This is a genomic window from Marivirga salinae (genome assembly GCF_030503855.1).
GTDB lineage: Bacteria > Bacteroidota > Bacteroidia > Cytophagales > Cyclobacteriaceae > Marivirga > Marivirga salinarum.
In genome coordinates this window covers 149,233-162,713 of record NZ_CP129971.1, presented here as the reverse complement: position 1 = coordinate 162,713, position 13,481 = coordinate 149,233, and the positions used below count along the sequence as shown (strand labels likewise).

The window sequence follows — 13,481 nt, the reverse complement described above, 5'->3', positions numbered from 1 at the left end:
TGATTTTAATTGGGTTTGAACCTTTTATGCAAAATGCAAGTGTTTTTTTGTTCTTTATTAACAAACTCAACCTTGTCCATAATTCGCCTGACAAGCATTAATCCTATTCCGCCCTTTTTCTTGGTTTGCACCACTTCCTGAATGGAAGGTTCTTTATAATTATTAAGGTTAAATTTTTCGCCTTCATCAGAAATTTTGAAGGTAACCCCATCTTTTTCTACAAAAACCTCAAGATTGATAGCTTCCTTAGCATTGCAATAATTGGAATGGATAATGAGATTGGCACAGATTTCATCCACTGCCAAAACCATCTGGTTTATCTCCAAATCATCATGTACGTACGCTTTCAGCTTTTCGGTGATAAACTCCCGAATATCTTTAAGGCGTGTTTTTTCGCAATATACTTTAAGATTGAACTTCATGTGACTTCTCCTTCGCTTCCTGCTTATCGCTTACTATAGTCATCAATTGATCTAAGCCTAAAATTTGAAATACATTCATTACCTTTTCGCTTAAACCATATATTACCATTTTGATATTCTTACTTTTAAAATCATCAATATAGGACATAAAAACACCCAAGCCTGCTGAAGAGATATAATTCAATTGCGTTCCATCCACTAGAATGAATTTCACTAAATCGTCATTTGCCAATTCAGTTAAGGCTTCATCCAAATGAATACTTGAACTGGCATCAACATCGCCTTCCACCATTAAGATATGGTCTTCTCCCTCTATTTGTGTTATTATGTTAATCATACTAAGTTTATTACGTGCTTATTTTCAGTAAGTTGAATACCATGTTATAAAAATCTTATAATTAAAGCAGTATAATCATCTTCTAAGTTCTCAGAGCCTATAAATTCATATAAATGTTTAATGAGTCCGTCTTGAATTTCTTTGGGGCTTTTGTCACTATTTTGCTCCAAATAGTCTCTTAATCTGTCATAACCGAACTCTTCACCATCAGCATTAGTTGCTTCAATTATCCCGTCAGTGTATAAGAAAAGAATATCTCCGCTATTGTAATATATTTTACTGATATCAATAAATTTTTCATAACTGGCATTTCTTACAATCCCTAAGCCCATTCCTTTATTATGAAAATACTCAGCTTTTTTATCCTTATTGCTGTAAAGAAGCCCAGGGCAATGTCCTGCTCTAGAAAAACTTAGGCTCTTTTCTTGAGAGTTAATAATATAATAAGCAGCAGTAATGAATGATGTTTTTTCTAAACAATGACTAAGGGCATGGTTTGCTCTATTGAAAAATGTTTTGGGGTCTAAATCAAATTGTACCAAACTATGAAATACACCCTTCATTTGAGACATGTTAAAGGAAGCAGAAGTTCCTTTTCCTGAAACATCACCAATAATCACAGCTGTTTTATGCTCTGCAGTTTTAAAGAAATCGTAATAATCACCTCCCACTTCATCTGCTGATTCATAGAAAGCATGCATTTCAAATTCTTTATCCGAAATTAATGACTGAGGTAGAAGGCTTTTCTGAACACGAGAAGCAATTTTTAATTCCTCTGTATATCGTTCATTTTTTAATGCTTCCGTTAATAACTCGAAATTTTCTATGGAAATACAAGCTTGATTCACAAAGGAGCTTATGATATTGATCATCTCTTTATTGAAACCATCAGAAACATCCTTCAAGACTACCAATAAACCAATTTGTCGATCTTGAATAATCAAGGGCATCACCAAAACAGAACCGTAGTCTGGGTCATTTAAATTGGTAGCTAACCTATTAAGATTTAATTCCTTTTTGAAGTTATTGGCTTTATACTTGTTTAAATATGCGTAAATTCCACTGTCTTGTATACTTTTTCGAACCTGAGTGATTTTTAAATCTGAAATGTTAGACTTTAAAATTTCATTGGGCTCGTCATCTTCATAAACCTCCAACCAGGCACTAGTAGAAAAGACTGCATTATTACTACTTTCCAAAAGGACTTCATAGACTTGGTTTTGATTGTCTCCTTTTTGAATGGATTGGCTGAGTCTCTGAAAATTTACTACCTCGCTAATTTTTTGCTCAAAAACAGAGGAGGTGGGTAGGTTGAAAAGTATTACTAGTATGGATATCAGTGCATATAAAAATATAAAACCTGCTATAGAAAGAATAAAAACATTATCTAATAAGTCCATTACCAGATTGAATTCTGTGGAGAATCCAAAAAGATTATTGATGAAGTAATAGAGATATAAAATAACTAAAGCTAAAAGTAGAATACTTCTCCATTTTTGCTTAAAGTTTAAGTAAGCAATCCATTTTAAATTAAAGGAAAGTACTATGCCATATAAGATAAATAAACCCAATAATCCATTAAATAACCATTGTTGAGATTCAATTTGGAAGAAGCTATATAACAATGATGCCAATATAGAATATTCAAATATTTGCCATATAACTAGTAAGCGTTTGTTTTTTTGGTATAGGATTAGTCTTTTCCATACAATGAAAGTCGAAACCAAAAATATAATAACTGCACCCAAATTAATATGGTAGAAGAAATTCACCATCAAGGGGTTTTGCATCAATTTAGTATCGCTTAATAGATAGAAAAATAAGCTAACTGCAAGCTGTATTAATGAAACTATCAGCCCTGTGGAAAAAACATGCCACAGTAAATCAATAAAATTGATGCTTTCTGCCTTTTGTATTCTAATTTTGAAAAAGAGATAAGCAAATATAATGTAGAGTGAAAGTAAAAGTTGTGGGATTTCTTTAGTGATTCCTGCATTCACTTCATTAATTTCAGCAAATAGCAAAAAAAGATCTGCCAATACTAGCGAAAGCCAGCAGAGAATTGCGAATAAAATTGTTAGGCGTAAAAGTCCTTTTTCTGAAATCAAATTTTTATCTTTCTATAATATTGGCAAAATAAGCGTTTAAAAATTATTGTGAAAATAGTTTTACAAACATTAAATTCATGCACACAAAAAAAGAACTGAAATGCTCAATAAACTAATTTTTACTTTCTTTTTATTTATTCTTAGCCTTGGAGTCTCATTTGCTCAAATTCAAAAAGGAACTGCTTCCTTTTATGCTGATAAATTTGAAGGTAAACAGACAGCTAGCGGTGAGAAATATAAGCATAAAAAATTGACTGCGGCCCATAAATTTCTTCCATTTGGAACCATAGTGAAGGTGACAAATTTGGAAAACAAAGAATCAGTGGAAGTGCGAATAAATGATAGAGGGCCTTTTGTGGAAGGTAGAGTGATTGACTTATCTCGTTCAGCTGCAGAAAAATTAAAATTTATAAATCAAGGGTTGGCAGAAGTTCAAATTGAAGTGATAGATGCAGGAGATGGGAGAATAAATAGCAATAGACCCGTTCAAACAGATCAAAAAATTGATAATGAAACCTACTTTGAAATGAAGGTAAAGAGAAAAGAACCTTCTGGCTTTGGTGTTCAAGTGGGAAGTTTCAAAGGGTTTGATAATATGCTGAAACTCTCCGAAAACATTGAGAAATCGTATAGAGCAAATTTATTTATTGAAGTGAAGGAATTAAATGATACTAAAGTTTATGCCTTGATTTTAGGGGAATATAGAAATAGAAAACGAGCTGATAAACTAAAAGCCAAAATGGCAGATCGCTTTCCTGATGCTTTTGTTACTAGGTATTGATATCATGATTTTCAACTAAAAGAGCATATTATGTTTCTTTAAGATGCTGAAATATTTAATTCCCTTTCTATTAATTCTAATTCTTTTTTCTTGCATAGAAGATGATTCCATTTCATATAGAAATTGCTGGTCATTGGCGGAAAGTGGAGAGGAAATTCAAGTATATTATCCCTGTGGTGATGATCGTTTAGGCCCTTCCTGGTTTCGGTCAACCTATGCATTTTATTCTAACAATAAATGTGAATATTTAGTATTGCATCCTGCTGATGCGCATTATATGGAAGACGGAATTTATGAGCATAATCCTGAGCTATCTATTTTGACTATTAAAACCTCAGAAGGTGACTTGATAGTTAAATTTAAGATATTAAGCATTTCAGAACGTGAAATGAAAGTGAAGATATTAGAAGATAATTATTTCTGATTTTAAATTCATAACTTCAGAATTATTAAAAATCGAATACAGCAATAAATTTTGTTCATTAGGATAAACTCAAAACCAAAAAGCCCAATTCATCCTCCATATTTTTGTAAACATAAATTTCACCATCTTTCACAAAGTAAGTTTCAGGAACTTCATCTAAAGGGATATTATCAGTTTCCTTTAATTGGTTCAAATCCTTATCAAAAATAGTCAAGATAATACTCCAGTCATCTTTTTCCTTGTCATCGCTGCTTGAAAAAGATGAAAAACGATAGAACTGGTTTCTTTCTTCATCAAAAACAATCTTGCCAAATCGGATGCTTTTATTTCGGCTCGACATGATTTCACCTAGTTCCTCTCTTGATTCAGCTTCTAATTTGCCATAAACTTCATTTTTATTAGCACTCAATTGACTTGTATATTTTTTATGAATGATGCTATCTAACCTCAAGTCATAGTAGTAAACTTCATTTTCCATATCATGGCTTAATATGAATTTATCATCCTGAAAAATAGTGTGCAAATAAGTTCTTAACATTATCATTCTACCATCTAAATTGAGGGATATATGATAATCATCCAGTTTTTTTAATTCATCAACCCAGTATGGTTGACGAGTATTTTCATACAAATCTAATTTTGAAAAACCCCTTACATAGCCAAAACCTTCATTGATTAAATTGAAGGATAGGTTTTTTTCAGGGACAAATAATCCACTCGACTCCATTTCTAGATCTTTTGGTATTGAATCCCCCATAAACTTGTTTTCTGAAATGGGATATTTATGTTGCAATTTGGCTTTTTTGTTAAATATCAGTATGGATTTACTATTTGTAATTATAATTTCATTATCTGAAATATATTGAACTGACCTAATTCTGCTGGTAGTGCCATTGGGACCCTCTACTTCAAACGGAATAAATTCAACTAACTCCATTTTCCCCATATCAATTATCTCTAATCCATGGCGATTATTGGTGTTGAACTTATACATAAACTTTTTTTCTTGATCGAATCCATAAGAATACAGACCATATTTTGTATCAATTATTTCACCTTTAGGATCCACCCTAACTGAATCGATGGAAACCCTTATTTCTGATTCGTTTTTTTCATTCTCCTTGGTTTGATTACAAGAAGTGAAGAAAATAGTCAAAATTATGCCTATAGAAGAGAAAAAGTATTTCATACCAGGTTTTAATTTATTTGAAAGTGTGAATATAAAGTATTTTTCTATAAAACTATAACATTAGTTTTGTTTTCTTCCTGAAATTTCAAAGAAAAGAAGAGGATAAAATGTAAATTCGCTCATCAGAGGATGAATTGAGCTAATTATGACAAAAGTAAAAGATAAAATTGCCTGGGTAACAGGCGCAAGTTCGGGCATAGGGGAAGCTCTTGTTTACGAACTCATTAATAAGGGAGCTAAGGTGGTAATTTCTGCCAGAAGGCAAGAGGTTTTGGAAGAAGTAAAAGCCAAATCATCCAAACCAAAGAATATCATGATTCTCCCCCTTGATTTGGCCGATATTAAAACTTTTGACTCAAAAGTGGCAGAAGTATTGGCTCATTTTGGTAGGATTGATATACTATTCAATAATGGTGGAATTAGTCAAAGAGGTATGGCTTTAGAAACCGAGTTGTCGGTCGATAGAAAGATCATGGAAATCGATTATTTCGGAACAATCGCTTTAACAAAGGCTGTAGCTCCACATATGGTTAAGCAAAAAGCTGGACATTTTGTGGTCACTAGTAGTCTAGTGGGTAAATTTGGTTCTCCTTGGCGATCATCTTATGCTGCTGCTAAACATGCGCTGCACGGCTTTTTCGATTCCTTCCGCACCGAACTTCATAATGATAATATAAAGGTCACTATGGTTTGCCCTGGCTTTATTAAGACGGATGTTTCAGTAAATGCCTTAGGTTCGGACGGCAAGCCAACTGGGGAAATGGATAATGCGCAAGCCAATGGAATGACTGCGCGGGAATGCGCGAGAAGAATAGTTAAAGCAGTTGAACAAGATAAATTGGAAACTGTAATTGGAGGAACAGAGCGTTTTGGTGTTTTACTAAAGAGGTTATTTCCGGGTTTGTTTGCTAAGATGATTTTGAAAAGGAGTGTGAGGTAAAATATAGAGCACAAAAAAAGCCCGACAATTGCCGGGCTTTCACTTTTAAAATTTTAAACTGATTAGCTGATTTCAACTAATTCTATTTCGAAACTTAAGTCTTTTCCTGCTAATGGGTGATTAGCATCCAAAACAATGTGATCATCATTTACTTCTGCTACTAAAACAGGTAAAGCTTGACCATCAGGCTGTTGCATTGATAACTGCATGCCTACCTCTGGTTTGATTTCTTCAGGAACTTTGTCATGAGGAACTGGAACCATCATATCGTCTCTTTTGTCACCATAAGCTTCTGCGCTAGGGATGTCGGCACTTTTCTTGTCTCCAATAGTCATACCATCTACCGCTTTGTCAAAACCGGCAATCATCTGTCCTGCACCTAATTCGAACTCAATCGGCTCTCTTTCCAAAGAACTATCAAATACGGTACCGTCTGATAATTTACCTGTGTAGTGAACTTTTACTTTGTCGCCTTTTTTTGCTGTTGACATAATTTTTGCTTTTGTAATTTCTCTTTATAAACCACAAAGCTACCACTATCATTCCCTAAAGAAAAAATATTCTCGCTTAAATCCTAAAATTGTTCGATTATGTAACAATAATGTACGAAAATGAACAGTTTTTTCAAGGTATTTCTTAAATTGTAAGCTCAAAAGCTCGTTTTTGGCTTTGGCATTGTTTTTATCTTATACATCATAGAATTCAAATAAAATGGAAAAAGAAATCAATAAAGTATTAATTATAGATGACGATGAAGATGTTTTGTTTGCAGCTAAAATGCTGTTGAAAAAACATGTGAAAGAAGTCATCATTGAGAAAGACCCTAGAAAAATTCCATTTCTTTTAAATCAGGGAACATACGATGTGATTCTATTGGATATGAATTTCAGTCAGGATACAACCAGCGGTAAAGAAGGAATGTACTGGCTGGAGCAAATAAAAGAAAGAGATCCTAAAGCAGTCGTAATTTTAATAACTGCCTTTGGCGATGTGGAAACGGCTGTAAGTGCATTGAAGAAGGGCGCTACTGATTTTGTGTTAAAGCCTTGGCAAAACGAGAAATTAGTGGCCACTATTCATGCGGCATCTCAACTGAAAAACTCTTATAATCAAGTCAGCAGGTTGGAACAGGAAAAGCAGCAATTGGAAGAATCCATTGACGCCCCATTCAAATCAATCATTGGTGAGAGCAGGGCATTGCAGAATGTGTTCACGATTATTGATAAAGTAGCGGCTACTGATGCCAATGTGCTGATATTAGGAGAGAACGGAACAGGGAAAGAATTAATTGCTAGAGCACTACATAAAAAATCAACTAGGAAAGATAATTCTTTTGTGAGCGTGGATATGGGAGCATTAACTGATTCCTTATTTGAAAGTGAACTCTTTGGTCATAAAAAAGGAGCCTTCACGGATGCTAAAATAGATAGAGCAGGTAGATTTGAAATTGCAGATAAGGGAACCATATTTTTGGATGAAATTGGAAATTTAAGTGCACCCCTTCAAGCAAAATTATTAAATGTATTACAGAGTAGAACAGTTACTCGCTTAGGCAGTAATGAAGCCATTCCATTCGATACCCGCTTAATCTGTGCTACGAATGAAGATATAAATGCAAGGGTAAATGAAGGCGAATTCAGACAGGATTTATTGTATAGAATCAATACTGTTGAAATCCATCTTCCAGCATTGAGAGAGCGAATAGAAGATATCCCCCTTTTAGCAGATCACTTTCTGAAAATCTATGCTAAAAAGTATAAAAAAGGCGATATGAAAATAAGTCAAAATGCCTTAAGACTATTGCAGAAATATCAGTGGCCTGGAAATATCAGGGAATTACAACATGCCATTGAGCGCTCTTTAATAATGGCAGATCAATCTACTTTGGAAGCAGATGACTTTTTCTTTTTATCAAAAGGAGGGAATTCAAATTCACAGCAATCAGCAGCAATGGATGATAGCTTTAATTTGGAGGATGTAGAAAGACATACTATTCAAAAAGCAATACAAATTCATGGGGGAAATATATCAAAGGCTGCCGAAGAGTTGGGGCTTACGAGAGCCTCTTTATATAGAAGATTAAGTAAATATGACCTTCAATAATCCACTTTTAAAAAAGTTTTTAATTCGGCTGGTATTATTGTCCTTAACCATTTTTGTTTGGGCAATTGTGACGGTTTATAATGAATCTACATTTCTGGGTATATTATTTTTGGTGTTGATTGTGATTCAAGCCAGAGCATTTTTTAAAGAACAAGCGGCAAATGAAATCTCTATCAATCGTTTTTTAGAACAATTGAAAAACAATGAAATAGATTTTGAACCGGAAGAAAAAAATGAAGAATTAAAGCAGCAATACTCTGCAATCATCAACACTATAAAACATAGACAGAAAGAAAAAGAAGCGGAATATCAGTATTTTCGAAATATTGTTCAGCATGTTGGGATTGGGATTATCACTTTTAATAAATCAGGTGAAATACAATTATATAATTTTGCTGCCAAAAAATTATTGAACACCTCTTATCAGGTCAATAATATCCAACAATTAGCTAAAGTCAGTGAAGAGTTGGTAGATACTTTTAAAGAACTTAAAACAGGAGGGAGTAAATTAATCCAGGTAAATATTGGAGAAGAAAGTAGGCAATTATCGGTTTATGCTATTGAATTACAATTGCATGACAAACAATTTAAGCTTGTTTCTTTACAAAATATTCAAACTGAACTTGATGAGAAAGAGATGGAAGCCTGGAGGAATCTGATCAGGGTTTTAACTCATGAAATCATGAATTCCGTTACTCCTATTTCATCTTTAACGGGCACAACGCGTGAAATGCTCAGCGATTACAAAGTAAATGGTGCAGAGGAAGTACCGATCCAAAAAGATGATATGGAGGACTTGATGTATTCTCTTAAAACCATTGAAAATAGAAGTGAAGGGTTAATTAGATTTTTGAATGAGTTTAGAAATCTCACACATACACCAACACCAAAACTAAAAAATGAAAATATAAATGTGCTTTTAGAAGGGATTTCATTATTGATGAGTAAAGAACTAAAAGGGAAATCCATTAAGGTTCATAAATCATTAGATGAACGGATTCCTGAAATCCCAATAGATAGGGAACTGATTGAACAAGTTATTATCAATTTAGTTAAAAATGCATCGGAAGCATTTGATTCAGAGCAAGTAGAAAAAAATATCTGGATTAGTTCCAACCTCGACACAAAAAAGAGAGTCGTTATTACGGTGAAAGATGATGGAGCTGGAATTGAGCCAGAAGCTTTGACTAAAATATTTATTCCGTTCTTTACAACTAAGAAAAATGGTTCTGGAATAGGCCTTAGTTTATCTAAAGAAATAGTTAGAAAACATCAAGGTAATATATCAGTTCAATCTGCGTTAGGAGTTGGTACAGAGTTTGTATTGAAATTTTAGTGATTACCCTTTAAATAGTTATATTTGTGGAAAAAATAAGCAAAATGCCAAAAGAAGAAATTCAAAAAACCATTACGAATATATTAGTCGAAAAGCTAGGTATAGCTAGTTCGGAGGTAACTGCGGATGCAAGTTTTATCAAAGACTTAGGAATAGATTCCTTGGATTACGCTGAATTGGTAATGGAATTTGAGCAAAATTTCGATATTAGAATTCCAGATATGGATGCTGAAAAATTATCAACTATCAATCAGGCAGTAAAATATATTGATGAAAAAATTCAGTCTGCTGAATAGAATTTTCTCATTTTAGAACTTGAATTGATACCGATGGTTAAATATTTTATTACCATCGGTTTTATTTATCCTCTATATCCTCCATTTATAAAAGCTGTTGTTAAGTTTTAATGAATTCATTAACAAAAGTCAATGACCTTCGTTCTTCTTGCATTATAATTCCCTACTATCAAACCTTATGCATTTTAGAATAACCGTTTTACTATTTTTTTTAGCATCTTCATTATATGCCCAAAAGTACACTGTTAGCGGCTATGTAAAAGATGCAGGCTCAGGAGAAGTTTTAATTGGCGCTACTGTAGTAGATAAAGATCAGCCTGGAAATGGAATGGCAACCAATATTTATGGTTATTATTCTTTTGAATTACCAAAAGGAGAATATACACTAAAAGCAAGCTATGTTGGCTACACTACTAAAGATATTTCTGTAGATATTTCTGATGATATTACGCTCAATTTCAATTTAGAAGAGGAGACTTCACGCTTAGATGAAGTAGTGGTTTCAGCTACCAGAAGTGATGAAAACGTTAGCTCAGTAAAAATGAGCACTGAAAAGCTGCAGATTGAACGAATTAAATCTATGCCGGCTCTTTTTGGTGAGGTAGATGTAGTGAAAAGTTTACAACTATTACCTGGTGTTTCCACTGCTGGAGAAGGTACTTCAGGGATGTTTGTAAGAGGAGGAAGCTCAGACCAAAACTTAATTCTACTTGATGAAGCTACCGTATATAATGCTAGTCACTTACTAGGATTCTTTTCTGTTTTCAATCCCGATGCTGTAAAGAATGTAGAGATTTATAAAGGCGGAATTCCTGCTAAATATGGAGGACGGATTTCTTCCATATTGGATATTCAAATGCGGGAAGGAAATAACCAAGAATTTGAAGCTTCCGGAGGAATAGGAAGTATTAGTAGTCGCTTAACAGCTGAGATTCCAATTGTGAAAGATAAATCTTCTTTGCTCTTATCAGGTAGAAGAACCTATGCAGATGTGTTTTTAGCTTTCGCTAAAGATGAGAACATCAGAAACAATACACTCTATTTTTATGATTTCAATACAAAATTCAATTATAGATTCAGTGATAAAGATAAAATATTTGTCTCTGGTTATTTTGGTCGTGATAATTTAGGATTTCAAGATCTATTCGGTTTTGATTGGGGTAATGCAACCTTTTCAACTAGATGGAATCACCTTTTCAATGATAAATTGTTTTTAAATACCACTTTGCTATACAGTAATTTCGATTACGGATTTGATGTCAATTCTGCTGGAACAGGCTTTAATTGGAATTCAGGTTTACAAGAATATAATCTAAAAATGGACTTTGATTATTTTCTAAATAATAACAACACACTTTTCTTTGGTGCTAATGCAATTTACCATGTATTTGCTCCGGCAGAAATCACCTCTCAAGAATCCAATATTCAGGATTTCAATCTACAAAACGATTTTGCAATGGAAACGGCTCTTTATATCAGTAATCAGCATACTATTACGGATAAATTAAGTATGGAATACGGTATCCGTTATTCTTCTTTTGCGAAGATTGGTCCCGATTCGGTTTCAATTTATGAAAATGGTCTGCCCAAAAGACCTGAAAACGAAATTAGAACTGATGTTTACCAAAGCAATGAATTGGTAAAACATTATGGAGGATTTGAACCCAGATTAGGGATTCGGTATATGGTGAATTCTAAAACTAGTTTGAAAGCTTCTTATAATAGAATGCGCCAATATTTGCAAGTGGCAACCAATGCAACCGCTGGTTTTCCGACCGACCGATGGATTCCTGCTGATTATCATATAAAACCTGTCATCGGAGACCAAGTGGCTTTGGGTTATTTTAGGAATTTTAAAGATAATGCTTGGGAAATCTCAGTTGAAGGATATTACAAATGGCTTCAAAATGTAGTGGATTTTCTTCCTGGAGAGGATGTTTTATTAAATGATAGAATTGAAACAGCAGTAGCAGATGGAATAGCCTGGTCTTATGGAGCTGAGTTTATGTTAAGAAAAAATATTGGAAAAACCACAGGCTGGTTAAGCTACACACTTTCCAGAACTGAAAGACAAATAGAAGGAGTAGCAAGCGGAGAGCCTTATTTAGCTCGCTATGATAAACCTCACGATATTGCATTAGTATTGTCGCATAAATTTTCTGAGCGACTATCTTTTTCTGGGAATTGGGTATATGCAACAGGCGCAGCTGTATCATTTCCGGAAGGGAGATACATCATGAATGGACAGAATATTCCATATTATGATGATAGTAAAAGAAATACCAGCCGAATGCCAGATTTTCACAGAATGGACTTAGGCTTAACCTATAAATTTAATAGTGGTTGGAAGCGTTATAACCATGAAATTACCCTTTCATTTTATAATGTTTATAATCGTAAAAACCCTTTTTCAATTGAATTTAGGCAAGTGAATAATGATGATCCTACTTTTAATGCATCAGAAGATGGGCCGATTACGAGTACAAGGCCTGCTGCTGTAAAGACAGCATTGTTTGGAATCATTCCTTCTGTTACCTATAACTTTTCTTTTAACTGATGAGAGCGAATAGAAATAAAATATTGAGTCTGGTTTTTGCTGTTCTTTTAAGTTGGAGCTGTCAAGAAGTAATTGATTTGGATTTAGAACAATCTGAAACTAGACTAGTGATTGAAGGTGAAATTGTGGATAAAAACTCCATTCAGAGAATAAAAATATCACAAAGTTTGAATTATTATGATACTGGAAATATGAAACCAGTTTCTAATGCTGAAATAAGTTTGTTAGATGCAAAGGATAACTTAATTAGTAATTTTATTTATAATTCTGAGGATAGTTTATATCAGACTTTTGATTCATTAAGTCTAGATGTTGGGTCAGAATATAAAATTCAAATTTCAGTAAATGGGGAATTACTGGAAGCAAAGGGAGAAATATTAGAAAACCCTACTCTTGATTCAATTTACTATTTATCTGAGGAGGATTTGCAAAATTTAGGACAACCAGTAATTGGTGAAGGCTATTTTATGTTTGTTAACGGAAGGCTCAATAATGAAGGTATAGAGTATTTTAAATTAGACATTACAGTAAATGACACGCTTAGAAATTCAAGAGGAGCACTTTCTAACTCTGTTTTAACTTCTGAATTTTTTGGTAAAGAATTCCGATCCTTACCAGTTCCAGGATCTTTTGAAGAAAAGGATACTGTTGATCTGGAGCTTTATACTTTAAATGAGGATGTTTATCAATATTATGTTGAATTTATAAACCTATTGTTCAATGATGGGGGAGTTTTTAGTCCACCTCCTGTAAATCCATCAACGAATATTAAAAATCTCACGAATCCAGAGAATGAACCTTTAGGATTTATTCAATTTAGTTCAGTTCAAAGAAGAAGCCTTATTATTAAAAAAAGAGAATAATATTCTAATTAGGTTCTGTCTAAAAACACCTCAATTTCAATTCTTCATTGTTAATTTAATGTTGATTGATTTTTATACCAATGTTATTTAAGCTGAAGATTAGCTTAAATCCTTTTTAATTGTTT

The 13,481-nt window shown here is 33.4% G+C and carries 13 protein-coding genes; 8 read left to right on the top strand and 5 right to left on the bottom strand.

Annotation, left to right across the window (positions count from 1 at the left end):
• Positions 1–5 precede the first annotated feature (5 nt).
• The 3 genes from QYS49_RS00720 to QYS49_RS00710 are packed head-to-tail and all read right to left on the bottom strand — an operon-like array spanning position 6 to position 2,798.
• Positions 6–422, bottom strand: a complete 417-nt coding sequence (locus QYS49_RS00720; protein ID WP_308349706.1) for an ATP-binding protein — start codon at positions 420–422, stop codon at positions 6–8.
• Positions 406–759, bottom strand: a complete 354-nt coding sequence (locus QYS49_RS00715; protein WP_308349705.1) for an STAS domain-containing protein — start codon at positions 757–759, stop codon at positions 406–408. The genes QYS49_RS00720 and QYS49_RS00715 overlap by 17 nt, the downstream gene beginning before the upstream one ends.
• Before the next feature lie 44 nt (positions 760–803).
• Complete coding sequence (locus QYS49_RS00710) at positions 804–2,798, bottom strand: SpoIIE family protein phosphatase (protein ID WP_308349704.1); 1,995 nt, start codon at positions 2,796–2,798, stop codon at positions 804–806.
• A 169-nt stretch (positions 2,799–2,967) separates the two neighbouring features.
• On the opposite strand from QYS49_RS00710, the gene QYS49_RS00705 reads away from it, so the two are divergent.
• Entirely contained in the window at positions 2,968–3,648 is a 681-nt protein-coding gene (locus tag QYS49_RS00705; RefSeq protein WP_308349703.1) for a septal ring lytic transglycosylase RlpA family protein, read from the top strand.
• Positions 3,649–3,691: 43 nt separating this feature from the next.
• A complete protein-coding gene (locus tag QYS49_RS00700) occupies positions 3,692–4,072 on the top strand; it encodes a hypothetical protein (RefSeq protein WP_308349702.1) in 381 nt (126 codons plus the stop codon).
• Between the two features lie 58 nt (positions 4,073–4,130).
• On the opposite strand, the gene QYS49_RS00695 is transcribed toward QYS49_RS00700, so the two are convergent.
• The gene (locus tag QYS49_RS00695) at positions 4,131–5,261 is read right to left on the bottom strand and encodes a DUF4221 family protein (protein ID WP_308349701.1); all 1,131 of its coding nucleotides are present in this window, start codon (positions 5,259–5,261) and stop codon (positions 4,131–4,133) included.
• 145 nt (positions 5,262–5,406) lie between these two features.
• Here QYS49_RS00695 and QYS49_RS00690 point away from each other — a divergent pair, with 145 nt between their 5' ends.
• Positions 5,407–6,201, top strand: a complete 795-nt coding sequence (locus QYS49_RS00690; protein WP_308349700.1) for an SDR family oxidoreductase — start codon at positions 5,407–5,409, stop codon at positions 6,199–6,201.
• Positions 6,202–6,263: 62 nt separating this feature from the next.
• Here QYS49_RS00690 and QYS49_RS00685 read toward each other — a convergent pair whose 3' ends face one another.
• Complete coding sequence (locus QYS49_RS00685; protein WP_085518834.1) at positions 6,264–6,692, bottom strand: FKBP-type peptidyl-prolyl cis-trans isomerase; 429 nt, start codon at positions 6,690–6,692, stop codon at positions 6,264–6,266.
• Between the two features lie 220 nt (positions 6,693–6,912).
• Here QYS49_RS00685 and QYS49_RS00680 point away from each other — a divergent pair, with 220 nt between their 5' ends.
• The 5 genes from QYS49_RS00680 to QYS49_RS00660 all read left to right on the top strand — a co-directional run bounded on the left by QYS49_RS00680 (position 6,913) and on the right by QYS49_RS00660 (position 13,356).
• Positions 6,913–8,304 (top strand): sigma-54-dependent transcriptional regulator, encoded by a 1,392-nt coding sequence (locus QYS49_RS00680; protein ID WP_308349699.1) that lies wholly within the window; start codon positions 6,913–6,915, stop codon positions 8,302–8,304.
• Positions 8,291–9,640, top strand: a complete 1,350-nt coding sequence (locus tag QYS49_RS00675) for a sensor histidine kinase (RefSeq protein WP_308349698.1) — start codon at positions 8,291–8,293, stop codon at positions 9,638–9,640. The genes QYS49_RS00680 and QYS49_RS00675 overlap by 14 nt, the downstream gene beginning before the upstream one ends.
• 44 nt (positions 9,641–9,684) lie before the next feature.
• A complete protein-coding gene (locus QYS49_RS00670) occupies positions 9,685–9,936 on the top strand; it encodes an acyl carrier protein (protein WP_308351562.1) in 252 nt (83 codons plus the stop codon).
• Positions 9,937–10,114: 178 nt separating this feature from the next.
• The gene (locus QYS49_RS00665) at positions 10,115–12,493 is read left to right on the top strand and encodes a TonB-dependent receptor (protein WP_308349697.1); all 2,379 of its coding nucleotides are present in this window, start codon (positions 10,115–10,117) and stop codon (positions 12,491–12,493) included.
• Positions 12,493–13,356, top strand: coding sequence for a DUF4249 family protein (locus QYS49_RS00660; protein ID WP_308349696.1), 864 nt, complete (start codon positions 12,493–12,495; stop codon positions 13,354–13,356). Before QYS49_RS00665 ends, QYS49_RS00660 begins: the two co-directional genes overlap by 1 nt.
• Positions 13,357–13,481: the final 125 nt, after the last annotated feature.

Coding starts and splice junctions, on each gene's coding strand:
- QYS49_RS00720 (WP_308349706.1), bottom strand. CDS start 422: ATGAAGTTCAATCTTAAAGTATATTGCGAAAAAACACGCCTTAAAGAT.
- QYS49_RS00715 (WP_308349705.1), bottom strand. CDS start 759: ATGATTAACATAATAACACAAATAGAGGGAGAAGACCATATCTTAATG.
- QYS49_RS00705 (WP_308349703.1), top strand. CDS start 2,968: ATGCTCAATAAACTAATTTTTACTTTCTTTTTATTTATTCTTAGCCTT.
- QYS49_RS00700 (WP_308349702.1), top strand. CDS start 3,692: ATGCTGAAATATTTAATTCCCTTTCTATTAATTCTAATTCTTTTTTCT.
- QYS49_RS00695 (WP_308349701.1), bottom strand. CDS start 5,261: ATGAAATACTTTTTCTCTTCTATAGGCATAATTTTGACTATTTTCTTC.
- QYS49_RS00690 (WP_308349700.1), top strand. CDS start 5,407: ATGACAAAAGTAAAAGATAAAATTGCCTGGGTAACAGGCGCAAGTTCG.
- QYS49_RS00685 (WP_085518834.1), bottom strand. CDS start 6,692: ATGTCAACAGCAAAAAAAGGCGACAAAGTAAAAGTTCACTACACAGGT.
- QYS49_RS00680 (WP_308349699.1), top strand. CDS start 6,913: ATGGAAAAAGAAATCAATAAAGTATTAATTATAGATGACGATGAAGAT.
- QYS49_RS00675 (WP_308349698.1), top strand. CDS start 8,291: ATGACCTTCAATAATCCACTTTTAAAAAAGTTTTTAATTCGGCTGGTA.
- QYS49_RS00670 (WP_308351562.1), top strand. CDS start 9,685: ATGCCAAAAGAAGAAATTCAAAAAACCATTACGAATATATTAGTCGAA.
- QYS49_RS00665 (WP_308349697.1), top strand. CDS start 10,115: ATGCATTTTAGAATAACCGTTTTACTATTTTTTTTAGCATCTTCATTA.
- QYS49_RS00660 (WP_308349696.1), top strand. CDS start 12,493: ATGAGAGCGAATAGAAATAAAATATTGAGTCTGGTTTTTGCTGTTCTT.